Consider the following 23,850-nt stretch of genomic DNA (forward strand, 5'->3'; position numbering starts at 1 on the left):
GCTCACCTGGCCGGGATAAAACAGGGCGACGTGGTAATGAAGGTAGATGGTGAAGACGTGACCACTTTATCCGTATACGACGTTGTGAAACGAATTCGCGGGGCCAAAGGCACCGAGGTGGTTTTGACCATTTTCCGCCCCGACCTCAATGAAACCCGGGAATTTGCCATCATCCGCGACGTGATCAACCCCGACACCGCCACCTACGTGTGCGGCACCGAACCCATCCGCGGCTTTGGCAAAGTGTGGCGCGAGCATCCCGAAGTGCACGACCCGCTGGGCTGCCCCTTTACCAATTTCAGAAGAGACGAACACGCCACCCGCGCCGCCGTGCAAACCTTTGAACACGGTTGGATGCTCTGGCTGGAAACCGATACCGTCGCCAACGTTGACCCCATCTACGTGTTCTTTGAGGACGATGGCACGTTCTTGCGCTATGGCGACCGCAAGCTGGTTGACGCTCACGGCTATGCGCCTACCCCCGCCGGTTTTTATAAAGTGGGCGATCGTTTTGCCAAAGTATACTGGGAAGAGATTGGTGAGGCTGGCCGACAACGGTTGGGCTACGCCACCAACGAAGCCAGAGACAGCCTGGGCGCGTTCCAGGAATTCCAAAACGGCCGCATGTTCTGGGCCGGTGAGGCCGATACCATTTACGTGATCTATCGCGGTTATATGGACCTGGATGGCGATGGCCGCACTTCCTGGACCCAGGCCTGGACCAGTTTTGAGGATACCTTTGAAGCAGACCCCGCCGAATGATTACGCGCGATACGCGGCGTAGCTTCAACTTTAACCCAGCAAAAAGGCGTGAGTGAATTATCTCACTCACGCCTTTGCTAATTTCCTGCTATACAATTATCCCTCAACATCCGCCAACAAGGGCCACATCCGGGCAGCCAAGACCACCTGGAACAACCTGACCAGCAACGCCGACTTGACCGCTTCGGCTACGTGGGAGTCTAGAATGGGTCTGAGCAACTGGTCCAGGGCAGCGCGCCGCTGTGGCGCAGAAAGTTCGGCCCGGCCCAACCGAGAGATCTCCCACAACTCACCATACAAATACCAGGCCACGTCGTCGTACATCAACGTTGCTTCCACCTGCCAGGCCTGCACGTGTTTGGCCGCCGAGCCTATCTCCAGCATTGCCGTGACTCCGCTGGCCAGCAGGCACTCGAGCGGGTCTTCCTGTTCGGTCAGCATCTCTTGCAGTCCCACACTCGATACCGCCGCCGTAGCCAAAACAGCTCCCCACCGGCTGGCATTGCGTGAGGCGGTTTTGCTTTCCAAGTGGCGCAAACAACTGTGGAACGCTCCGGCCACCTCGCGAGCCTTAAACGCGGTTTCTCCGCCCAGTTCCAACAACTCTGCCTGCAACGTCCATAGATCAGCCGGGGTAGGCGTGGTCAGGATACGCTTCAAGGTTACCTGGAGTTGTGCAGTTATGGCTTGAGTCATGCTGCCCTCCTCATCATTCGTCCCACCCGCCAACGTGGAGGTGGCGGTTCAACTTAATCTATTTTTGGACTTGATACACCACGACCTGGGTTCTGGTCACGAGCACCTGGGCGGTTGTGCCCGGGGGACTTGCCCCAATCTGCTCGTCAAGCACCCTTTGGCAAAATTTTCTATCGCCGCGATAAAGTACCGGGCGCAACAAGCAGCCCGCTTGATCTTTAAAGACAACGGCGTATTTGTGCGCTCTTTCATTATAATTGACCGGCGGGGTGAGGGTATAGGCTGGCGCAGGTTTTTCCGGCTCCGGTTCTGCGGCAACGGCCTGGTCTGCCTGAGCGCGTTTGGCCCGCCAGACAGCGTGGTCCCTGGCCAGTTTTTCGGCGTGGGCGGTGGCTTGGGCCTGAGCCTGCGCTGCGGCTTCGGCCCGCGCCTTTTCCTGCCGATAAATTTCCTTTTGCTTTTCCGACAGACATTCCCAGATGATTTCCCGGTCTGTCTCCGGCAGCCGCAAGAGTTGCTCTTTTTGCCAGATTGAACGCAGTTTGAGCTTATACAAATTTGGCTCAAACGTGATGCCCTCGTCGTACATGCGCCGGAACAGGAACACTAACGCTTTAGGCAAAAGCCGGCCTTTTTGCTGCTCAAAATCCCGGATATACATTTCGATCAAATCCCGATTTTGCCGGTCAACCTGCCACAAATTCCGCAACGCGGCCAGGGCGCGTTGCATTTGGACTTCCCTGATTTTGTCATCGAGCCTTTTCTTTTTGGCCGCACCGGCCAGGATTTCGCCCGCATCGCCGTACACGGCAATGTCAAAGCGCATAATGCAGGAAGACCCCACCCACAGCGTATTTTCCGTTTCCCGGTTCACAATTTGGTAGTGGTAAACCAGCCCTTTGTTCTCACAAAGCTGGCAGAGCCTCGCAAAATCCGGGCAGTGGACCAGCATCACGCCGGCCCACTCCCATTCGTTTACCGCCGCGTGGAAATCGGTTTGCTCTTTACTCAACGGCAACAAATTTTGCTGGGCAACAACACCGTCCCATTGGGGCATTTTGCAGCGCCTTTCTGGATGGATAAGGTCGGTTTAATCCGCCCCGTTTTTCGGGGCAATCACTTTGTTTGGCTGGAGCCGGACCACCAATTCACCAACCATGCCGTTACGCTGGCCATATCTTGCATCGTTCCACCCCGCCAGTAATGGATGAGTTACAGTTTTAAAAACTGTAATCTCATCATACCACCATCCCCATATTCCGTAAAGCAAAGGTTGCGGGATGGGAGTTTTAGGCAGCCCTGGGAAAACCACATTATCTCGCCGAGATAATAAATTTTCCCACCGGGGAAAATTGCCTGATCTCATTGAGTAAATCATGGCCATACACCTAGGAGATCGTTGGCTTTAGGGTGCCACGATTTAAGAGAGGGTTACTGCTGAGTCCGTCTTTGGTATACGGCTAATCACTAACTGCTGACTGCTACCCGCTAATGGCTACCTATACTCCCAGCCCATACTGAATGGCAATCACGGCGGCCTGGGTGCGGTCCGAAACTCCCAACTTGGCAAAAATGGCGCTCACGTGATTACGCGCTGTTCCCTCTGATAAATGCAGCCGTTCGGCAATGTCGGCATTGTTCAAACCCCGCGCAATCAGGCGCAAAACATCCGTCTCGCGTTCGGTCAGCTTATCGGTGAGCAGGGTGCTGGGTTGGGTTTGGCTGCCGGCCACCTGGCCCAATAATTTGCCCGCCACCGCCGGGTCAACGTAAGCTTTGCCCGCGCCGGTCCCTTTCACGGCCTTGATTACCTCCTCGCGGGGGGTATCCTTCAATAAGTAACCAGCGGCGCCCGCCCGAATGGCGTCAAAAACCCATTCGTCGTCATCGTAGGTGGTTAACACCAACACTTTTACCCCCGGATAAGCGGCCCGGATCTGGCGCGTCGCTTCAATGCCGTTCATGCCCGGCATCTTCAAATCCATCAAAACCAGATCGGGGGCATCCTTTTCTACCAATTCCACCGCTTCCGCGCCGTCGCGGGCCTGGCCCACCACCTCGATATCCTTTTCCAGATTTAACAACATTTCCAGGCCGTCGCGGATAATGGCCTGGTCATCACAAATAATCACTTTCATGCCGCTATGTCCTGTATGGTCAATTCAATCGTTGTGCCCTGGCCGGGTTTGCTGGCAATGGTCAGGCTGCCGCCGACCAGGTCGGCCCGCTCCCGCATGCCGGGCAAACCAAAGTGATCCGAATTTTTATCATGCCCCACCTCAAAGCCCAGGCCATCGTCCCGCACCCGCAACAAAATTGTCCCAGGCCGGCAGGTCAGTTGGACACTCAGATTTTTGGCGTTGGCATGATGAGCCACATTGGCCGTTGCCTCTTGCGCCACCCGGTAGATACATTGTTCCACTGCCGGTGACAGAGGAGGCAGGTGTTCCGGCACTAATAGCTCAAGTTGCAAATTGGCCCTGGCCGCAGTTTCTGTGGCCAATTGGCGCAGGGCCAGCAACAACCCCAAGTCATCCAGGGGGCTGGCCCGCAGGGATTTTAAGGCCCGCCGGGTTTCCTGCAAGCCGGAGCGGGTGGCATCCAACGATTTAGCCAGTATTGTTTGGGCCGCAGCCGGGTCAACGTCCCAGTAAGCCTTCACCGTTTCCAGTTGCACCGTTAAGCCGCTCAGGGTATGGGCCAGGGTGTCGTGCAGTTCGCGCGCCATGCGGTTGCGCTCCCGGCTGATGGTCAAATCTTCCAGGGTGGCAGCGTAATCGGTCAGTTGGGCGTTTGCCTGCGCCAGCGATTCTTGCTGCTTTTTCAACCGCCTCATCAGCGTGCTGATAAAATAACCAACCACCAAAAAGCTGACCGTCTGGATGACCAGCACCGTTACCGGCGGCAAGAGCGATAGCCCCCCGGGCCGGAAATAGAACAGGTGCAGCCCCAGCGTAAACAGGGCAATCCCCCCACTGAACAAAATGACATAACGCCAGCCGTATTGCCACGCGGTTAAGATCAAGGCCATCAACAACAACGGCATTATCCGCAGCAGCACTCCTTCCGGGCCGCTGGCCGGGCTGGCCGGCAGCCGCATGGTCATTAACTGGGCCGTCACCACCGGCACCACCGACAACAAACCAATCACCAGCGGCAAAAAGGCGCGCCCCAACACGCTGCGCCCCCGGGGCCACCACGCCAGCCCTAACCCCACCAACGCATTAAACCCGTTGAGCAGATAATATAAGGGGGGAAATACCGGGTGCGGATAAAAAAGATGGTCAATCAGCAACAGCGCCAGCAAATAGCCTAACCATAGCCCCACCGTTAGCGGCAGCAGCCCTATCACGTTAGGTTGAGCGTCTTTTTCTTTCATAAAAGCATTATAACACAGAAGCGCCTAGTTGACTTGTGCCCGGAGTCATTGTTTTAGCCCCTTACCCGTGACGCCTGTCACGGTAATTGATGAGGCCAATCACGGACGGCAATAAAAACCGATGACCGGCGACACTGTTGCCCGGCAGCAAAATTTGTTAGACTGGTGATGAAAATATCAACAGACCTGACAGATTTTAAGAAAGCGAGGCAAAAAATGACCGCAGTTTCAAAATTTACGTACCGACTGGTTACAATCTTCATTATTATTGCCGTTGGATTGGCCCTGTTGCCCCAAACCGGCCAGGCCCAAACCGGAACTTCTTACCCCATTGTAGACACCGGGCAGAGTCAGTGTTACAACGCCGCCGGTTCGGTCATCACCTGCCCCGCCGCTGGGGAAGACTTCTACGGGCAAGACGCCCAGTACACCGGCCACACACCCGGTTACACCAACAACGGCAACGGCACTATCACCGATAACGTCACCGGCCTGATGTGGCAAAAAAGCCCCGACACCAACAACGACGGCGCTATCACTGCCGCCGACAAGCTGACCTACGACCAAGCTGTGGCCGGAGCCGGCCCATTCAACCTGGCCGGTTACAACGACTGGCGACTGCCGACCATCAAGGAGTTTTACTCGCTCATCCGGTTTGACGGCACCGACCCCAGCGGCCCGCCGGGAAGCGTTGTTACCCTGATTCCCTTCATTGACACCGCCTATTTTGATTTTGCCTACGGCGACCCCGCCGCCGGAGAACGCACGATTGATTCCCAGTACGCCAGCAGCACCAAATATGTCAGCACAACGATGAACGGTGCCGAAACTATGTTCGGTGTCAACTTTGCCGATGGGCGCATCAAAGGGTACGGGCTGACCATGCCAGGTGGCGGGAACGAAAAGACATTTTTTGTCCTTTACGTGCGAGGAAATACCGCCTACGGCCAAAACAATTTTATAGACAACGGCAATGAAACCATCACCGACAACGCCACCGGCCTGATGTGGCAGCAGGATGACAGCGGAAAAGGCCTGAATTGGGCAGAAGCGTTGACCTATTGCGAAAGCCTGGACAACGCCGGTTACACCGACTGGCGACTGCCCAACGCCAAAGAATTGCAAAGCATTGTGGATTACAACCGCTCGCCCGATACCACCGGCTCCGCCGCCATTGACCCTCAGTTCAACGCCACCCCCATCACCAATGAAGCCGGCCAAACCGATTTTCCGGCCTATTGGAGCAGCACCACTCACGCCAATCTTATGAATGGAATGAATGCCGCCTACGTCGCCTTTGGCCGGTCGCTGGGCTATATGCACAACAGTTGGGTTGACGTGCATGGGGCCGGCTCGCAACGCAGCGCCCCCAAAGTTGGCGACCCCGCCAATTATCCTACCGGCCACGGCCCGCAGGGGGACGCTATCCGCATCTACAACTACGCCCGTTGCATGCGCGGCGGCAATACGACCGGTACCCCTGATGGCGGTTCAAGCGCCAATCGCAGCGGGATTACGGTTGAAATGAGCGACATCAACCAACAACAGCCCGGTCAGCAATTAAGACCGGAAGACGGGCTACCGCCCAGCGACCGGCAAAATGGGTCGGCCGGTCCCCCCGTCAACAACCAGCAGCAAGGGCCAAGAGGAACGCCACCCCCGGAGGCGATTGCCGCTTGCAGCGGGCAAAGCCAGGGCGCGTCGTGCCGGTTCACCGGCCCTCACGGAGAGATAACCGGAACCTGTAGCCAGATTCAACAGCAACTTGCCCGCGTTCCGGCCGGCGGGAGGCCGTAGTTCCTGTTTACCTATGTATTAAGATGACATGTTGAAATACCGAATCATCTCATCCTTGAAAAAAAGGGCCTAATCCTCTACCTCCAACCAGGTAATGATCGAATCGGGAGAAATTTTGGGGATGGTATTTAAATGCGCCTGCTGCCACACCGAACTCTCCACAGCTAAAACGTGCAAACTCACCTGTTTTCCGCGAAGAGCGATGGCAAACTTAAAAAGCGCCGATATGCCTCGACTGTTCATAAACGAGAGCCGGCGCAAATCTAAAATCACGCGCCGGGTGGGGCTGGCCTGGTCCACAATGCGGCCAAAAAGTTGGGCAATGGGCGCCTCGTCTGTGGTTTCAAGCCGCATTTTGCCCTGAAAAACAACGGTTGGCCCGGCATCCGCAGCCAGATGAGAGGTGATGGTGAATTCCGGTTGGCTATATTCATCCTGTGGCGGGGATAAAGTAAGGCTTGTTTCAGACATTTTATCCTTCCTTGTTACCGGAAACTTTTGCTAAGGATTAGGCATTAAATAACTTCCCCAAACCAAACCGATTTTCAGAGGAATTGGTCTGAAATGCGGAAGTTATTAAATCCTTAGCCCTAAACCTGAACCGGAAGATCTCCTAAAAATAAACGCCCACTATCTTTTCTTCCTCCAGCAAAGACCGCTGGACACTGACCTTGATTCTCCCGCCAAAATCACCAAGCCGGGCCGATACCAACATCAATTCGTCAGGTTTGACGTAACGGAATCCCTGAGGTGGGTAAAAACCGGCCATCTTTTCCTTCAATTCCTGAAACGGGAGAGGGTCAGTAAAACGCCGCACTTCCAAAAAGAAGATTCCAACCCCCCTGGTCAGACCCCCATAATAAGCCTCAAACTCCTCGCGCGTAACCCCGGCTTGGCCATTTACCTGCGACCATAAGGCTTCCAGGGGTGCCTCTACCACCTTTCCCACCTTAAAGGCCCCGGCAATGGTCTTTACCGGCGCTGCAACGTAAAGCAAAACCAACGTCCCCGGGTTGATATAGCGGGGGCGAACCCGGCGTAAATCCACTGTTTTGCTGCCTTCAAAAATCTGGTTCGCCGACTGGGGTCGCACCGCCAGTAAAATTGCATAACGCTTCATTATCTGAACCACCCTATCAAAATAGTACTATAGAGCAGCACGCGTGTCAACAAAAATCGGCAGAAGTGACTTAACCATCGGGAGACTGTTCCGGTCCGGTCACACTCCGGTTTTCCGACAAACGACAAACGACCAATTCCCGTCGTTTGTCGTTTGTCGTTCGTCCTTCATCCTAAGATACCGGACACAGCCCGTTACATTGACAACTAGACATAATTATGTTATATTCAAATATGCTCGTATTATGTTTAGTTGCCAAAGGGGGTTAGGGCCGGTTTGACCGGCTGCGGCTATGTCAACCTTGCACCGCGTGGACGAACTGAATATCCTCACCCGGGCCAAATATCCTATCATCTACATTGTCTCCTGGGAAGAGCGACGCATCGAAGATATACTGCGCGAAGTGGCCATTAGCCGTCGCAAAAAACTATATGGCTGGACCCTGACCAACGGCATTGCTCCGCTCGACCTGGTACAAGCACAGCCGGTAGACCCGGCCACGCGCGATCCCCTCAACGCCCTCGACTTTGTGGCCCAATCGCAAGAGGCGGCCATTTTTGTGTTAAAAGACTTTCATCCTTACCTGGACGACAGCCGGGGCGGGCCGGACCATCCGGTCATTATTCGCCGCCTGCGCGATATTACCAACCAGTTGAAGGAAAGCCGCAAAACCCTGATCATTCTCTCGCCTATGCTCCGCTTCCCGGCAGACCTGGAAAAAGACATTACCGTGCTGGACTATTCTTTGCCCACCCTCGACGAGTTGGAACTCTCCCTGGATAGGGTGGTGCGCTCCGCCCGCGAAATTGCCGGGGTGCAGCTCAAAATGAGCGCAGAGGACCGGGAACGGGTGCTCAATGCCGCCCGCGGCCTGACCTGCATTGAGGCCGAAAACGTGTTTGCCAAAAGCCTGGTAATGGACCGCAAACTGGATTTAAACATCATCATCGCCGAAAAGGAACAACTCATTCGCCGCTCGCAAGTGTTGGAATATTATGAATCGGTGGAGGGTTTTGCCCACGTTGGTGGCATGAACCTGGTAAAGGATTGGCTCCGCAAGCGCGGTATGGCTTTTACCGAAAAGGCCCGCCGCTTTGGCCTGCCCGAGCCCAAGGGTTTGCTGCTGCTGGGCGTTCAGGGCGCAGGCAAAAGTTTGCTGGCCAAAGCCGTGGCCAGCCAGTGGCAATTGCCTCTACTGCGGCTGGACCTGGGCCGGGTGTTCAGCGAGTTGGTCGGTTCGTCGGAACAAAATATTCGCGCCGCCCTCCGCCTGGCTGAAAATGTGTCGCCCTGCGTGCTTTGGGTGGATGAAATTGAAAAGGGGCTGGCCGGGGCTACCGGCTCCGGCACTTCCGATGCCGGGACCTCGGCCCGCGTATTTGGCAGCCTGCTCACCTGGATGCAAGAAAAAACCTCGCCGGTGTTTGTGATTGGCACGGCCAACGATATTTCGGCCCTGCCGCCCGAAATGCTGCGCAAGGGCCGTTTTGATGAGATCTTTTTTGTAGACCTGCCCCAATTGCAAGAACGCCGCGAAATCTTTGCCATTCACTTGGCCGCCCGGGGGCGAGACCCGCTGGATTACGACCTGAATAAACTGGCCCTGGTTTCCGATGGTTTCAGCGGCGCCGAAATTGAGCAAGTCATCATTGATGGCCTGTACGACGCCTTTGAAAACGACACCGAACTGAACAGCGAAGATTTATTCCGTAATCTCAATAGCACCATACCCCTCTCGCAAACTGTGGAAAGCAAAATCACCGCGCTCCGCCAGTGGGCCCGCCGGCACGCCCGCCCCGCTTCCGAGCTACCCCAACCTCAACCTCTCCTGCCCACAACGCGCGAGAATGGTGGATTGCGGCAGATAGAGCTGGGGTAGGGTAGGGATCAAGTGAGAAGTGAAAATGAGAAGTAAGAAATTAGGTTTTAGATCGAGTTTCTTAAATGTCGTTTCAAGGCCGTCGGGCCGAGAAATCTCCTTGTAACATCCGCCTGAAGTAGATTTCTCGTCGCTACAGTCGCTTCCGCTTCCAGGACATGCCGATGTACTTAAGAAACACGTTCTTAAGTTGTAAGTTTTAGTTTCTAATCTGAAATTTCTGATCCATTATGATTACCCAAACCTTTAGAGGCCCCCACAATCTATATCGCCGTTACCAGGCTCTTGTGGAAAGTTCTATCACTGCCATTGGCCTGGCTGTTTTAGTTAGCCTGACCCTGCTCAACTTATCGGTCTATCCCCAAAACTGGGTGCTGGTGATTGGGGTGGCGATAGCCGTGTTGGGGATGCGCTGGCCTTTGCTGGCCTACCTTGTGGCCGTGAGCGCGATGATTTACCCCATTTATACCATCAATCTGTACCTGGCCGTTATTTTTTTGGCCGTAAGCGCGTTGGGGTATCGCCTGTTTGTGCATTATCTGGGGGCTACCCTACTGGTGTTAGCCACGCCTTTTTTAGCCAAATATCACCTGCATTGGCTGGTGCCTATTTTGGGCGGGCTTTGGTGGGGAGGCATTGCCGGAGCCTGGATTGGCGGGCTGGCCGCCATCTGGGGCAAAATTATGGGCGGCATGGCCGGGCTCAACCTTGATTGGTTAGTATTGGCCGGACAGGTGCCGGATATGCAAGCAATTTTGCTTCGCTATTACGACGCCAACTCATTAGAAACGCTGCTATTGCTGGTAGAACCTTTTGCGGATACGTCAAGCGTTATTCTTTACAACTTACTGCAAATTGCCGGCTGGGCCGTGGCCGGCGGCTTTGTCGGGGCGCTGGCCTGGCGAAAGTGGGTCAAGTATCGGGCGCCCTGGTCAATCTTGGTGGTAACCGCCGGGGGCGGGCTGATCATGATGGCCACCCACCTGGCCCTGCCGTACTGGCTGCAAGAAGCGGTTACCGCTGAAACCGTGCTGGCCTTGCAGGACCCGGCCGGGCCGCTGTTCTCGTTGCTGATGGTCATTATTGTTAGCACCGTCATCCACAGTTTCAGGGAGTCGTTGGATTTGCCCATTGCGCCCCAACACAGCCGCCGGGCCAAACGGGAACGCAAAAAACCGGCAGCTAAATCGGTGCCGGGCGGCTTTTTCCAACGGGCCAAAGCCGGGCGGAAACCAGGCAGAAAAAGTAAGGGCAGGCTGAAACCCGCTGTTCCCCTGGAGAGCGTTGATCAGCTTGATCATCCCCGGCGGCCGGTGCGGGTGCCGCACCAAAGCGAATTGCCGGAATGGGAACCTCCCCGAGACGAATCCGGATTGATCATGCTAGAAATAGATTAAAGAACACAGGCGATGACCATTAGATTTGAACAAACCGACAACCAAAAACAAGGCCTTCGTCGTCGCGCCACCAGCCGGGGTTTGAGCTTTGGGCCTATTGCTACAGCTATCACCGTAGGCACCGTAGCCGTTTTGTTGGGCGTCACTTTTATTGGCGACTGGTTACGCACGCCCAAAATTGCCGCCGAAGCCTCCCCCAGCATCATCTCGCCCAACGGCGACCAGACCCAGGATACCACCAACTTTAGCTACACCCTCAATGAAGACGCCGAGGTCACGGTGGCCGTTTTTAACGAGAGCGGCACCCTGGTGCGTACCATTAACAGCGACGAATTTCAAACCCGGGGCCAACACATCGCCGTATGGGACGGGCGGGACGATATTGGCCAGGTTGCGCCCGATGGCCGTTACCGGCTGCAAGTGACGGCCCAGGGCACCGTGCGGGCCGCCGTGCAAAGCGCGCCGGTTCAGGTTGACACCCTACCGCCGAGCCTGCGCCTGGTCAATCTGGATGAAGTGAGCCGGGTGCGGGAAGCCAACCTGACCATCGAGGGTCTCACCGACTCGGAGGCGGTGGTGCAACTTGCCGGCGATCCAAAAATCATCCCCATTGATAGCGAGGGGCATTTTAACATCAAACGGCAACTGGCCGAAGGCTCAAATATCATTCAAGTTACCGCCACCGACCCCGCCGGAAACATTGCCGCCATTGCCCGTGAAATCATCCTGGTTACCCGTCCCCCGGAAATTGCCATTACTTCGCCCCTAAACGACCAGTGGACGAACGAAACTCTGTTCACCGTGACCGGCGTTGCACCGCCCGGCACTACCCTTAAAGTCAACGGCCAAGAGGCGGCAGTAGCCGCCGAGGGCCAATTTGAACGGGAGATTATCCTCCAGGAAGGCGATAATATCCTGCGCATTGAGGCCAAAGACGATGTTGGCAACACGGCCACCCAGGAGATCATTGTCCACCGCAAAAGCGCGCCCCCCACCTTGCAATTGAATATTGAGGATGGCGAAACTTTCCAGCAGGCAGACGTGCAAATCACCGGCAAAACCGAGGCCGGAGCGCTGGTTCAGGTGAACGGCCAGGCCGTGACGGTCAGCCCCCTGGGTGAATTCCAAACCACCGTCACCCTGCTGGACGGCGAAAATACCATTGAGGTGGCCGCCCTGGACCAAGCCGGAAACGTGACCCAACTGCAACGCCGCCTGAACTACCGGGTGGCCCCGCCGGAATCGGAATTGGCCCGCGTGGCCCGCAATTTGCCCACCCTCTCCACCTATTTTGTGCCGGTACTGCTCTCTTTGCCGGTGCTGCTCATTTTGGCCTACTTTTTGACCCGCCCCGTGGCCCTGGTTGTTTCCGCCGAAAGCAACAGCTTTCGGCCCGGCCTGCCGGAAGAAGGCCGCTTTTTGAGATTATCCATTGACCTATCTAAAGCAGCGCGGGCCACCGTGGAAATCAAAGATAAACGCGGCAACACCATCGCCACACTCCTGCATCGCCGCCACCGCAATGGGGGTCAACATACCCTCCACTGGGACGGCTACGATGACTTTGGCCGGGTTGTGCGGCCCGGCGATTATGTTATCCAGGCCACCGCCAGCACCACAGGCGGCGCCGTGACCGGCACGCTCAACGTATCCGTGTTAGAAGATTGGGCCGTACACCGGCAATATTTGCGCAACGCCCCCTCCCAGGATGACTCCCAGGTAATGGTCAACCGGAGCGGCGAATACGTGCGGCAACCGACCCCCTCGGCCAGGCGCGCGCGGCGGCGTTAAATTGACTTTAACAAAAGAGCGGCTCGATGATGAGCCGCTCTTTTTTATGGGGTCAGGGTGACCAGTTGCACGGTGTAAGCCCCTATCTCAACGCTGGGTTCAATTATTTCAAATTCTTGGATGGCTTCGGCGGGATCACTGATTTGGCGGATAGAGAGGGTAGCCTGTGGCGCGGCCTGGTTATTGGGAAAAAAAGCTTGCCACGAGGTGGACGTGTCGGTGGGATTGGCCAGCAACAGGGCCATCTCTCCGCTGCCATTCTGCCCGGCCAAAACCCATAACTGGCCCGGATTGCTGCCGCCGCTCAACGATACGTTTAACCGCGTTGGATGGGCGGCCATTTCAGCCCACAGCGAAAAGGCCAGGGCAATTGGCTTGGGCCGGCCGTCGGCGTAAAACATGCCGTAAAAAGTGGGGTGATTTTGGGCGGCGTCGGGGCCACGGTAAAAGGTGGAAACCGCCACTCCTTGTTCTTGCAAACCAATCCAGGCCGCCGTCAGCAGGGCCGCGCCCCTGGCCCCAATGCGTAAAGCCGGGTCTGTTTCACTCCGCCCTTCGCCAACGGCCGTATTCCATTCGGTGATGTGGCTTTCGGCGGTTGGATAACCGTGACCATCCAGTTGGGCCCGGTAGTAAGCAGCAGCGGCGGGAAAATCGGCCGGGTCATTGCTGTAAATGTGCCAGGAGAAAAAGTCCAGAGGAACGGCCTGGCTTTGCAGATGAGCCAGAAAATTTTCAGTGTAAGCCTGGCCGTGCGGCGTTTTAAAAGCGGCCACGGTCAAGCCGGGGCCGCCAATCATCAGGTGGGGAAATTCTGCTTTCAGGGCGACAGCCGCGGCCGCAAATAGCTCAAAAAACTCCGGCGGCGAACCATCCCAAAACTGCGGGTGGTCCGGTTCGTTCCAGATTTCCACGTAGCGCAGGTGACTGCCTCCCCACAGGTCGGGATCGTTATAGTGGCGCACCACCTCCACCGCCGCCTGGACCCAGTTAGCCGGGTTGATGGGGCGGCGCGGGTCGGCGGGCGGGTAAGAGGGGGCGTTGTGCCACGAGTCGCCCAGGCGCAAGTATGGCTCAAAGCCCCCGGCCAAAATAGCGGCAAAAACCTGATCGCTGGCCTCAAAATCATAAGAGGCCGGATCAAGCGGGTCGGCGTTTTGATCGGGATAAATGGTGGCCATGTCCAAAGGGCCGTAGTAATCGTGGGTGCGGATGGTGGTGACGCCAATGTTTTGGTAAGCGGCGGTGAGGTCGGCATTGCCCGGCTCCCCGGCCGGGATGGGGCCAATGTTGACACCCAGCAGCGGCCGGATAGCCTGGTTGTTTGGCCCGGAATCTATGGTGATCAAAACTTGCGCCTGGCCAGTGGAGATCACCGAAGCCGCGGCGGTAGCTTCATCAGGAGAAGGGTTTGACCCGGCAGCAGTGGGGCAGAAAAGGTCAAACAATTCAAAGGCCTGATGGATGATTAAGGGTTCCGGCTTTTGACTTTGGCCTTCCGGCAGCATAGGCGGCGGGTTGGATACGGTATACAGGGTATTGGGGGTCAGGTTATTCAGGCGGGTCCAGGGAGACATGCCGTGCCCGCCATATTCTGCGGCAGTGGCGTTGGCCATCATCAGCAGGGCATGGGCATTATCGGGCTGGGCGTGGTCTTTTTCCGATTGCAAACGCTGGTAGGGCACCGGCAGGTTGAGGGCAAATGTTGCCGCTTCACGTTCCTGCCAAAAATCTTCATCGTCACAGGGATGCCCCTGGAGATGGCCGGTCTGGGCCTCGTCGCAGCCGCCGGTATCGTTCCGGTTGGCCGGGCCTTCCCAATCAATCAAAAACTGAATAGGCAGATCAGGATGGCGGGCCAGCGCTCCCGTGGCCATTGTCACGCCATAAGAATAAGAGACCAGGCCCATGCGGGCCGCGTCCACTTCCGGCAGAGTGGCGGCAAAACGGATGAGGGCGGCCAGGCCATCCTGTTGGCTGAAACCATTGTCGTCTTCTACGCCCTCACTTTGGCCGCGCCCATCGGGGTCAAAAACAATAATGGTCAAACCGGCGTCGGCCATCAACTGGGCCTGGGAGGGGGGCTGAACAAAACGGCTGCTATCTGCCGAACCGCCGGGCACCAGGATCAAAGTGGGCAAGGCGCTGCCGTCCCAATCTTGCGGATGGATAACCTGCACATACAACCGGGCCTGACTGGCCGGATTGATAACCCGGTAGGTGTTTGGTTCCGGGCCGGGTTCCACAACGCCGGTCGCTTGCACCTCCGGGATGGCGGGTGTCTCGGCGAGGGGGGTAGGTGTTGGCCGATCGCAATCCTGGGGGCAGTTGGTCGCGTTTTCCGGGCCATCACACACTTCATCCCCGCAGTGGCCGGGCGCTTCGCCGGGCCGGTCAGGCGAGGCCAACGTGGGATTGTCGGTTGTTAACGGCGCAGCAGGAGCAAGATTTCCAAGACTACAAGCTGGAAGAAAGAGGAGCAAAAAAATTATAAAAATGGTCAATGAGCGCATGGGGTATTCCTTTCATTCGGCAAGCTCATATTTTTGCCCAGAAACCGAGTTGATTTAAAATTAAATTCCCCGGCTGGGGGGGAGCAACCGGGGAACCACAAAAAGGAGGAGAGAAAATAAAAATGGAACTAAAATATAAACTAAACTAAAAATAAATTAACCCCCTCCTAACAAACACTATTATCATAGCATACTTTGCTCAATAAGACATCCCCAATTTTTGGGGGTTTTTAGTACTACAACGAGATTTTGACATAACGAAGTAAAGAAACCCGGCTTTTTTGGTTATAAATGGTAACTTTTGTCCAAATCGGACTATCAACAAGCACTAAAAGCCGGGTTTCTCAAGCGAAGTCTCGTTGTAGTATTAGGCTCAAGACCATTTCGCTCAATCTCAAATCGGCCTGCCTTTCGGCAGCCTGCATATTACCGCAAAGGGGATTGCACCTTACATATTTTTTTAGTATAATCTTAAAGAGTGTGGATAGGTTTACGTTCTTGTCGCTTTGAAATTGATTTTACCTGGCGTAAACCCTCTTCTGAGTAGCAAAAAAATCTTATCTCCCTCTTATTTTCACCGTGCTGTAATCAATTGGATTTGAGGCTGTCTAAGCACATGGATATTGACCAGGTATTGAGGACACCCGTTGCGCCGGAAGAATTAGCCGAAACATTAGCCAAAGCCCGGCGCCGGACCAAGTTGCTCAATGCGGCTGCCCGGGTTAGCCGCAATACCTCTTCTATTTTAGACCCCGACGAACTCCTGCCGCGGACGGTGGATATTATCTGCGAAGAGTACGGTTTTTACTACGCCGGGATTTTTTTGATTGAAACCCTGGAAGATGGCAAGAGATGGGCTGTGCTCAAGGCCGGACGGGGTAAGGCGGGCCAGATCATGATGGAGCACAACCATAAACTGGAAGTGGGGGGACGCTCCATGGTGGGGGCCTGCACTTCTTTGAATGAAGCCCGGATCGCCCTGGACGTTGGCAAAGAGGCGGTTTGGTTTAACAACCCTTTTCTGCCCGACACGCGCTCCGAGATGGCCCTGCCCTTAGCCATTAGAGGCCAGGTGATTGGCGCGTTAACGGTGCAAAGCACGGAAGAGGCCGCCTTTTCTGACGAAGATGTGGCCTCGTTACAGGCCATGGCCGACCAACTGGCGGTGGCCATTCACAATGCCCGGCTGCACCAACAAAATGAACTGCTCTTCAAACAGGCTTCCCGGCGGGCCACGCTGCTACAAGCCGGGTCCGAAGTTAGCCGCAACATCACCTCGATTCTGGACCTGGATGAACTGCTCTCCGGGACCGTAGACATTATCTGCGAAGAGTACGGTTTTTACTATGCCGGCATTTTTCTGGTTGAAACCCTGGAAGACGGCAAAGAGTGGGCCGTACTCAAGGCCGGGCACGGCGAAGCGGGCCAAAAAATGATGAAGCGCGGCCACAAATTGGAAGTTGGCGGCAACTCCATGATCGGCGCGGCCACGGGTTTAGGTGAAGCGCGCATTTCGTTGGACGTTGACGAAGAAAAAGTGTGGTATCCCAACCCCCTCCTGCCCGAGACCCGCTCCGAAATGGCCCTCCCCCTGATTGTCAAAAACAAAGCCATTGGCGCGTTGACCGTGCAGAGTATTGAAGAAGCCGCTTTCTCCGAAGAAGACATTTCCTCGCTACAAATGATGGCCGACCAATTGGCCGTGGCTATCAATAACGCCAAATTGCTAAAAGATTTGGAAGCGGCCAACCAGGAACTGGTGCGCACCAAAACCTTTGAGTCAATCGCTACCGCCACCGGCGAAACCATTCACTGGGTGGGCAACAAAGCAGCCCCTATTCCGGCTTGCGCGGACCGCGTGCGGGAAGACATTGGCAGTTTTCTTTACCTGGCCAGAGAATTTATCACGCAAGCAGAAGTCAACCTTAAGGAAAATTCTCTGGCTCATCTGGTGGTGGAAGCGGCCAACACCATGCAAAAACGGCTGCCGGACCTGGAAAGTCAGGTGAACAAGTTAAAAAACAAACCGCTGAAAAAGTTGCGGCACATGTTGGATGTCGAGTCGGTGCTGGAAGACCTGGAAATCATTGAACAAAGCGCCAACACCATTCTGCAAATCAAAGAAGACCTCATTGGGCCGGCGCGTCGCCTCAAAATCCAGGAGGCCAACATTGTAGACGTGGTTAAAGATACCGTAAAAGGCTTTGCCCTCCCTCCCGGCACGGTGTCTTATAGTATTGACGGTTACATTCCCCCCGTAAAAATTGACCCACTGCAACTGGGCCGGGTGATCCTTAATTTGATCAAAAACGCGGTTGAAGCCGTGGACGAGGGCGTTCAGCCCCATCTTTTTGTAGCCATGCGCCAGGTAGATAAAAAATTTGTCACCGTGGAAATAGCCGACAATGGCTGCGGTATCCCCGAAGAGGATTTGACCAATATCTGGATGACCTTTCATACCACCAAAGCCAAAAAAGGGGGGACGGGTTTGGGCCTGCCCGCTTGTTTACAAATCATGGAACGGATGGGGGGTAAAATAGGTGTTACCAGTGAGGTGGGCATCGGCTCAACTTTTATTTTGCACGTCCCTATTTATCACCCGGAGCACAACGGACTTTACCATCAATAGCAGGCGAACGAATAACCAACTCATTGACCGATAAATTTTAACTCAAGGCAGAGGGAATTACTATGGACACAGCTCAAAAAGAAGCAAATGTAACCTTAGAACAAGCCTTGCGCCGGGCCAATTTACTGGCCGCCGCCGCCGAAGTGAGTCAAAATATTACCCACATCATGGATATTGACGAGTTATTGCCCAAAACCGTTGACATTATCTGTGACGCCTATGATTTTTATTACTCCGGCGTTTTTCTCATTGACGAAGCCGGTGAATTTGCCGTATTGCGGGCCGGCAGGGGCGAACCCGGCCGGGTGATGATAGAAAACAATCACAAACTGGCCGTAGGAGGCAACTCAATGATTGGGGCCTGCACGGCTCTCAATGAGGCTCGCATCTCGTTAGACGTAGATACGGAAAAAGTGTGGTACCCCAACCCCGTTTTGCCGGAAACCCGCTCAGAGATGGCTTTGCCGCTGGCCATTGGCGAGAGGGTGATTGGCGCGGTAACGGTGCAAAGCGTGGAAGCGGCGGCTTTTTCAGATGAAGACGTCTCCTCGTTGCAGGCAATGGCCAACCAGTTAGCCATTGCCCTGGACAACGCCCGCCAGCGCCAGGAATTGGAAGAGACCCACGCCGAACTGCTGCGCGCCAAAACTTTTGAAGCCATTGCCACGGCCACCGGCGACGCTATCCACTGGATTGGCAACAAGGCCGAACCCATCGGCGGTTCGGTGGAGCGCATCCGGCACGATATTCAACTGCTGATCGTCGCGGCGGCCGGCATGCTGCCGGATGCGGACGAAGCCGACGAGGCCGACGAGGCCATTAAAAAACACCCCCTGGCCCAACTGCTCCAAAAAGAAGCGGAAGTTATCCGGCAGAACAATCCCGAGCTGGCGGCCGGCGCGGCCAAACTCAACCGCCTCTCCCCCGACAAACTGCAAAAACGGCTGAGCCTGGCCTCGATTATGGAAGACCTGGAGATCATTGAGGAAGCAGGCCGGTTGATCATGAGGGTTAAGGAGGATATGATCGGCCCGGCCCGCGAACAGGCCCCTCGCCCCACGATGATAGATGATGTGGTTAAAGACGTGGTGAGCGAAATTGATGTGCCGGCCGATATGATCACCATTGAGGTTCAACCAGGTTTGCCCCTGGCGCTGGCCGACCCGGTGCAGCTCAATCGCGTTTTTGTCAACCTGATCAAAAATGCTTACGAGGCCATGGAGAACCAAACCAAGCCGCACATCACCCTTTCCATCCGCCCAGATTCCGGCGGAGACTTTGTGCTGGTTGATGTTACAGACAACGGCAGCGGGATTCCCGAAGATGCTCTGAACAAAATTTGGATCACTTTCCACACCACCAAAGGCATCAAGGGACATACCGGCCTGGGGCTGCCGGCCTGCCGTTTGATTTTAGAACAAATAGGCGGCCACATTTCTGTCACCAGCCAGCCGGGCCGAGGCTCTACCTTTACCGTAAGCCTGCCTGTTTTTAAGGGAAAAGAAGCCACGGCCAAAGGGGAGATGGGGCGGGGCAAAATATTGCTCATTGACGATGATGACCATTGGCGTAACTTTGCTGTGACCACTCTGGAAGATGGCGGCTACAAAGTAGCTACTTCAGGTGATAACTATAGGCTTGAAAATCTGGATAAATACGATTTGATCTTGATTGACGATATTCTGGCCCAGGGATCGGCCCAGGAAATTATGCAGACCCTTAAAAACGAAGGGGCCATTGCCAAAACAGTGGCCGTGTCAACAAATCCGCGGGTGGAACGAACTAAAGAACGCAAATTGTTGGGGGTTCATAACCTGATCCTCAAACCCCATACCCGGGCCAGTTTGCTCACTGAAGTAAAAAGCGCGTTAAAGTCAATCCACTCAAGCTAAGCATTGCGGGGAAAACAAATGGAGATAGAACCAAAAATTCTGGTGGTAGACGACGAGGAGAATCTGCTGCGCAGTGTCGCCAAAACCCTGCTTAGAGAAGGGTTTGAGGTGGAAACGGCCGACGGCAACATCGCCGCTTATGAACTTGTGCAAGAATCTTTGCGCGAGGACGAACTTTTTGATCTGGTTATCTTGGATTTGAACATGCCCGATTTTTCAGGCAAAGAATCCAAATATGCCGGGTTAGAACTCCTGGAACGACTCAAAACCGAAGTCCCCGACCTGCCGGTGATGGTCAACTCGGCCTGGGATGAAGTGGAAACGGCCAAGGTGTGCATAGATAAAGGGGCCGCCGATTATTTTGTCAAAGGCCGCACCGATGAGATGTTGGAAAAGATACGCGCGGTATTGGGAATTTCTGAATAAGTAGGAGGGTACGTAACGATGAACTAACCATTCTCTATCGTTTTAATTCGTCCGGCAGTCTGGCGCCACTCAGATTTGTCCCCACCATAATGGCTCCAGCCGTATCAGCCATGGTCAAGTCGGCGCCGCTCAAATCGGCCCAACTCAGATTCGCTCCTCTCAGATTCGCCCCTCTCAGATTCGCTCCTCTCAGATTCGCCCCACACAAAGTAGCCCCACTTAAATCAGCCCCACTTAAATCAGCCTCACTCAAATCAGCGCCGCATAAATCAGCGTTTCTTAAATTGGCTCTGCGTAGATTGGCCTGGGGCAACCCGGCCTCAACCAGTTTGGCTGCACTCAAGTTGGCCCTTTCTAAAATGATTTTTGGCATATCGGCCCTCATCAAGATGGCGCGGGGCAGGTTTACGTCATACATATTGGCCTGGTGTAATACAGCATTGCTCAAGTCGGCCTCACTCAAATCAGCTCCCTGGAACACAACCCCCTCCATCACAGACTTGCTGAGATTCGCCCTAGATAAATCAGCCCCGGTCAGATTGACACTGATGAGTTTGGTCTCAATCAAATAAGCCCCCCTCAAATCAGCCCTACTCATATTCACTGTTTCGGTGACGCTACCACTATTCAGAATGCCCGGTGGGGTGAGATAGGCTCCGCTAAGGTCAGCCCCCCGCAGGTTGGCGGCCATCAGGTTGATACCGCTCAAATCGGCGTGGCGCAGCTTGGCTTCTCTTAAATTGACGCCCTGCAAATCAACGGCATGGAGATGGGCCATATCCAGGATGATGTTTTGTAGTTCAGCGTTTTCTTCGTCCTTATCAGCCCTCACTTGAGCGCCAACCAGATTAGCCTGGGTCAAATTGGCCCCGGTTAGATCGGCCTCAAGCAGCGTAGCGCCGCCCAAATCCGCCCCCTGTAAGTTGGCATTGATCAGAACGGCCTGCTTGAGCGTGGCCGACATCAAATTTGTCCAACTGAGGTTTGCTTCAGTTAAATCGGCCTTTTGGAGATTAGCCTCGCTCAGGTTGGCCCCACTCAAATTGGCGGTACTGAGGTTAGCTTCTTTCAGAGTAGCCCCTTTTAGATTAGCTTCACTTAAGTTAGTGTTTCCGGTTAAAATGGCATCTTCCAGGTCCGCCCCTGCCAAATCGGCCCCACTCAAGTTAGCCCTACTCAGGTCAGTCTTTTCCAGATTGGCCCCGCTCAAATCAGCCCCTCTCAGATTGGCCCCACTCAAATTTCTACCCCTCAAGTTAGCCCGCTCCAAATTAGCCTCACTTAAGTCCAGTTCAATCTTTTCTTCCAGGCCAGCCTGCTCCACAGCCTCACCTGGACTCCATTCTTGAGCGAGTTCTGCTCGATTGACGATTACCAAAATCAAACGAGCTTCATCGTCCATTTTTGTTTCATCGTCTATCTGGACCCCCCAAAAATTAGCGCCGGTCAAATCAGCCCCCCTTAAATCAGTTCCACGCAAGTCCGCTTCACTCAGGTCCACTTCGCTCAAATCAGCTTCTGAGAGGTCTACCCCGCTGAGATTGACCCCGCGCAGGTTTGCCCGGCTCAAATCCTTGTCTTTCAAGTTGCGCCCCGCTGCCCCTTGATTGACAATTTCCCAGGCCAATCGCCACTTTTCGCCAAGGTCCACCACCCCATCCAGCATCACTCCGGTCAGCGTTGCCCCGCCCAATTTAACCTCCTTCAGGTTGGCCCCGCTCAAATCAGCCCCGGTCAAGTCACTCCCTTCCAAATCCGCCTGGCTCAAGTTGGCGTTACGCAGTTTGGCCCCGCTCAAGTCACTCCCTTCCAAATTCGCCTGGCTCAAGTTGGCGCCACGCAGATCGGCCCCGCTCAAGTCAACCTGCTTCAAGTTGGCTTCTCGTAGATCAGCGCAACTCAGGTCGGCTCCCCGCAAGTTCCAATCATCCCGATTCTCGTTATTGACCACCAGGGCCACCAGTCTCCATTTGGGGTCAACCGTAATCTGCCAGTTCTCGGTCTTGATCTCTCGCAAATCCGCCATACAAAGGTTGGCTGCGGTCAGGTTGGCTGCGGTAAAATCAGCCTGTCTGAGATTGGCGCCTTCCAGGTTGGCCCCGCTCAGATTAGCCTTTTTCAGGTTAACGCCACTCAGGTTCGTGGAGGTTAACACCGCCCCCTGCAAATCAGCCTCTTCCAAAAAGCTACCGCTCAAATTGGCCCGGGACAGTTGCACGCCGTGTAAATCCTTTCTCTTGATAGTATTGGCCAGAATATCAAAAACCAATTGGTCATCGTTATCAATTGTGGCTTTGTACGTTTCGGTTGCATGCAAGTCAGCCCCGGCCAAGTTGGCTTCAAGCAGGTTTGCCTCCTCCAACTTGGCCCCCTTCAGGTTAGCTCCCTCCAGATCAGCCCCCTGCAAATCAGCCTTCATTAAATCAGCCTCGCTCAAATCGGCTCCCCTCAGGTTAGCCTTGCTGAGATTCGCCCCACTCAAATTAGCTTTGCTTAGATTAGCCCCGCTCAAATCGGCGCCACTTAAGTTAGCTCCCTGTAAGTTAGCTTCACTCAATTTGGCCTCGCTTAGATTGGCCTCACTCAGGTTTTCAGAGCTTAGGTCTTTGCCATTCAATTCTCTGCCCTTAACTCCCTCATTAACAATCTCCCACACCAACTTTGCCGTGTCAGTAATATTGTTGGCCCCGCGAATATTTGTTTTATGCAGGTCAGCCCCTTCCAGATTCGCCTGGCTCAAGTCGGCTTCCCGCAAATCGGTTTCCCTCAAGTTGGCCCCTCTCAGAATGGTGCCAGTCATCACAGCCCCAAAAAGATTGGCCTCACTCAAGTTGGCCTCACTCAGGTTGCTTCCACTCAGGGTAGTCTGGCTTAGGTTTGTATTACTGCCACTTAGGTTAGCTTTATGCAAATTGATTCCGGGCAGTTTCTGTTCATGCCAATCCTGTCCCTGTAGATTCTGTTCAGCACACTCTGGGGGGCACTTTGGCCCGGAGATAATCGTATAGGCCCCAAAAGCGATAAGGAGCAGTAAAAAAACAATTAAAAACCCCAAAAGAATATTTAGAAGCTTCATAACCTCTTACCTCCCTCTCATTAGGTTGCTTATTGATCTTGATGAGATCGCCATCATCCGCTCGTTCAACAATGCGCCGCGCCACCGCACTGCCAAATGCGCGCGTTCTGCCATAGAGATCAGACCTGTTAGGGTCTTATATTTTGTTTTACTCAGTTAACGCCCGTTCCTTGACCTTCAACTACTTCATCTGAACCCGGATCAGGAGCAGGGATTAATCAAATGAGTTGTCGTGAACGCCGGTTGTATTCCGGCGGTGCCGGTTGGTAAAAAACTATAAGGTTTGGAGGAGCGGCTGGAGGATATTTTTGATATTCTTATTCTGGACATAGTTTGGCCGATGCCTGAACGCTCAATCTATTTTAGCCATCTTGCTCTATTTAAGCAACCCCTGCCTTCACCAGATCTTCATATACTAAACGCACGCTGAAATTTCCAATTTGTCCTAACCGGAAAATGGGGTATGCTCTGGTTCAAAATACAGAGGTGAACC

17 protein-coding genes are annotated in these 23,850 nt (G+C 54.5%); 9 read left to right on the forward strand and 8 right to left on the reverse strand.

The window, feature by feature from the left end; translation table 11 throughout:
* The coding region (locus JW953_03570; protein ID MBN1991757.1) for a PDZ domain-containing protein at positions 1 to 762 on the forward strand (762 nt) is incomplete at its 5' end.
* Between the two features lie 96 nt (positions 763 to 858).
* Here the strand turns inward: JW953_03570 and JW953_03575 are convergent.
* Both JW953_03575 and JW953_03580 read right to left on the reverse strand, forming a co-directional pair.
* Positions 859 to 1,458 carry a hypothetical protein gene (locus JW953_03575; protein ID MBN1991758.1) on the reverse strand — a complete coding sequence of 200 codons (600 nt, stop codon included), beginning with the start codon at positions 1,456 to 1,458 and terminating at the stop codon, positions 859 to 861.
* Positions 1,459 to 1,516: 58 nt separating this feature from the next.
* Positions 1,517 to 2,470: a hypothetical protein gene (locus JW953_03580; GenBank protein ID MBN1991759.1), complete on the reverse strand. Its 954-nt coding sequence runs from the start codon at positions 2,468 to 2,470 to the stop codon at positions 1,517 to 1,519.
* Between JW953_03580 and JW953_03585 the strand changes: the two genes are divergently transcribed.
* Positions 2,456 to 2,662 (forward strand): hypothetical protein, encoded by a 207-nt coding sequence (locus tag JW953_03585; GenBank protein ID MBN1991760.1) that lies wholly within the window; start codon positions 2,456 to 2,458, stop codon positions 2,660 to 2,662. The genes JW953_03580 and JW953_03585 overlap by 15 nt on opposite strands.
* 295 nt (positions 2,663 to 2,957) lie before the next feature.
* Here JW953_03585 and JW953_03590 read toward each other — a convergent pair whose 3' ends face one another.
* Both JW953_03590 and JW953_03595 read right to left on the reverse strand, forming a co-directional pair.
* Complete coding sequence (locus tag JW953_03590; GenBank protein MBN1991761.1) at positions 2,958 to 3,596, reverse strand: response regulator transcription factor; 639 nt, start codon at positions 3,594 to 3,596, stop codon at positions 2,958 to 2,960.
* Positions 3,593 to 4,837 (reverse strand): sensor histidine kinase, encoded by a 1,245-nt coding sequence (locus JW953_03595; protein ID MBN1991762.1) that lies wholly within the window; start codon positions 4,835 to 4,837, stop codon positions 3,593 to 3,595. The genes JW953_03590 and JW953_03595 overlap by 4 nt, the downstream gene beginning before the upstream one ends.
* Positions 4,838 to 5,053: 216 nt before the next feature.
* Between JW953_03595 and JW953_03600 the strand changes: the two genes are divergently transcribed.
* A complete protein-coding gene (locus JW953_03600) occupies positions 5,054 to 6,634 on the forward strand; it encodes a DUF1566 domain-containing protein (protein MBN1991763.1) in 1,581 nt (526 codons plus the stop codon).
* 69 nt (positions 6,635 to 6,703) lie between these two features.
* Here JW953_03600 and JW953_03605 read toward each other — a convergent pair whose 3' ends face one another.
* The gene (locus JW953_03605; protein ID MBN1991764.1) at positions 6,704 to 7,105 is read right to left on the reverse strand and encodes an STAS domain-containing protein; all 402 of its coding nucleotides are present in this window, start codon (positions 7,103 to 7,105) and stop codon (positions 6,704 to 6,706) included.
* A gap of 142 nt (positions 7,106 to 7,247) precedes the next feature.
* A complete protein-coding gene (locus tag JW953_03610; protein MBN1991765.1) occupies positions 7,248 to 7,754 on the reverse strand; it encodes a hypothetical protein in 507 nt (168 codons plus the stop codon).
* A 292-nt stretch (positions 7,755 to 8,046) separates the two neighbouring features.
* Between JW953_03610 and JW953_03615 the strand changes: the two genes are divergently transcribed.
* The 3 genes from JW953_03615 (at position 8,047) to JW953_03625 (ending at position 12,821) form a co-directional block, all read left to right on the forward strand.
* Positions 8,047 to 9,633 carry an AAA family ATPase gene (locus JW953_03615; GenBank protein ID MBN1991766.1) on the forward strand — a complete coding sequence of 529 codons (1,587 nt, stop codon included), beginning with the start codon at positions 8,047 to 8,049 and terminating at the stop codon, positions 9,631 to 9,633.
* Between the two features lie 230 nt (positions 9,634 to 9,863).
* Positions 9,864 to 11,030, forward strand: a complete 1,167-nt coding sequence (locus JW953_03620) for a hypothetical protein (protein ID MBN1991767.1) — start codon at positions 9,864 to 9,866, stop codon at positions 11,028 to 11,030.
* 12 nt (positions 11,031 to 11,042) lie between these two features.
* Positions 11,043 to 12,821: a gliding motility-associated C-terminal domain-containing protein gene (locus tag JW953_03625; GenBank protein ID MBN1991768.1), complete on the forward strand. Its 1,779-nt coding sequence runs from the start codon at positions 11,043 to 11,045 to the stop codon at positions 12,819 to 12,821.
* A 44-nt stretch (positions 12,822 to 12,865) separates the two neighbouring features.
* On the opposite strand, the gene JW953_03630 is transcribed toward JW953_03625, so the two are convergent.
* Complete coding sequence (locus tag JW953_03630; protein MBN1991769.1) at positions 12,866 to 15,334, reverse strand: hypothetical protein; 2,469 nt, start codon at positions 15,332 to 15,334, stop codon at positions 12,866 to 12,868.
* Positions 15,335 to 15,950: 616 nt separating this feature from the next.
* Between JW953_03630 and JW953_03635 the strand changes: the two genes are divergently transcribed.
* The 3 genes from JW953_03635 to JW953_03645 all read left to right on the forward strand — a co-directional run bounded on the left by JW953_03635 (position 15,951) and on the right by JW953_03645 (position 20,281).
* Positions 15,951 to 17,963, forward strand: a complete 2,013-nt coding sequence (locus JW953_03635) for a GAF domain-containing protein (protein MBN1991770.1) — start codon at positions 15,951 to 15,953, stop codon at positions 17,961 to 17,963.
* Positions 17,964 to 18,025: 62 nt separating this feature from the next.
* Entirely contained in the window at positions 18,026 to 19,855 is a 1,830-nt protein-coding gene (locus JW953_03640; protein ID MBN1991771.1) for a GAF domain-containing protein, read from the forward strand.
* A gap of 18 nt (positions 19,856 to 19,873) precedes the next feature.
* A complete protein-coding gene (locus tag JW953_03645; protein ID MBN1991772.1) occupies positions 19,874 to 20,281 on the forward strand; it encodes a response regulator in 408 nt (135 codons plus the stop codon).
* A 34-nt stretch (positions 20,282 to 20,315) separates the two neighbouring features.
* Here the strand turns inward: JW953_03645 and JW953_03650 are convergent, their stop codons facing one another.
* Positions 20,316 to 23,357 carry a pentapeptide repeat-containing protein gene (locus JW953_03650; GenBank protein MBN1991773.1) on the reverse strand — a complete coding sequence of 1,014 codons (3,042 nt, stop codon included), beginning with the start codon at positions 23,355 to 23,357 and terminating at the stop codon, positions 20,316 to 20,318.
* Positions 23,358 to 23,850: the final 493 nt, after the last annotated feature.

Source organism: Anaerolineae bacterium, assembly GCA_016931895.1.
Lineage (GTDB): Bacteria > Chloroflexota > Anaerolineae > 4572-78 > J111 > JAFGNV01.

Excerpts from the sequence above, each read along its gene's own strand:
- JW953_03575 (MBN1991758.1), bottom strand. The coding sequence starts at position 1,458 with ATGACTCAAGCCATAACTGCACAACTCCAGGTAACCTTGAAGCGTATC.
- JW953_03590 (MBN1991761.1), bottom strand. The coding sequence starts at position 3,596 with ATGAAAGTGATTATTTGTGATGACCAGGCCATTATCCGCGACGGCCTG.
- JW953_03595 (MBN1991762.1), bottom strand. The coding sequence starts at position 4,837 with ATGAAAGAAAAAGACGCTCAACCTAACGTGATAGGGCTGCTGCCGCTA.
- JW953_03600 (MBN1991763.1), top strand. The coding sequence starts at position 5,054 with ATGACCGCAGTTTCAAAATTTACGTACCGACTGGTTACAATCTTCATT.
- JW953_03605 (MBN1991764.1), bottom strand. The coding sequence starts at position 7,105 with ATGTCTGAAACAAGCCTTACTTTATCCCCGCCACAGGATGAATATAGC.
- JW953_03610 (MBN1991765.1), bottom strand. The coding sequence starts at position 7,754 with ATGAAGCGTTATGCAATTTTACTGGCGGTGCGACCCCAGTCGGCGAAC.
- JW953_03615 (MBN1991766.1), top strand. The coding sequence starts at position 8,047 with ATGTCAACCTTGCACCGCGTGGACGAACTGAATATCCTCACCCGGGCC.
- JW953_03620 (MBN1991767.1), top strand. The coding sequence starts at position 9,864 with ATGATTACCCAAACCTTTAGAGGCCCCCACAATCTATATCGCCGTTAC.
- JW953_03625 (MBN1991768.1), top strand. The coding sequence starts at position 11,043 with ATGACCATTAGATTTGAACAAACCGACAACCAAAAACAAGGCCTTCGT.
- JW953_03630 (MBN1991769.1), bottom strand. The coding sequence starts at position 15,334 with ATGCGCTCATTGACCATTTTTATAATTTTTTTGCTCCTCTTTCTTCCA.
- JW953_03635 (MBN1991770.1), top strand. The coding sequence starts at position 15,951 with ATGGATATTGACCAGGTATTGAGGACACCCGTTGCGCCGGAAGAATTA.
- JW953_03640 (MBN1991771.1), top strand. The coding sequence starts at position 18,026 with ATGGACACAGCTCAAAAAGAAGCAAATGTAACCTTAGAACAAGCCTTG.
- JW953_03645 (MBN1991772.1), top strand. The coding sequence starts at position 19,874 with ATGGAGATAGAACCAAAAATTCTGGTGGTAGACGACGAGGAGAATCTG.
- JW953_03650 (MBN1991773.1), bottom strand. The coding sequence starts at position 23,357 with ATGAAGCTTCTAAATATTCTTTTGGGGTTTTTAATTGTTTTTTTACTG.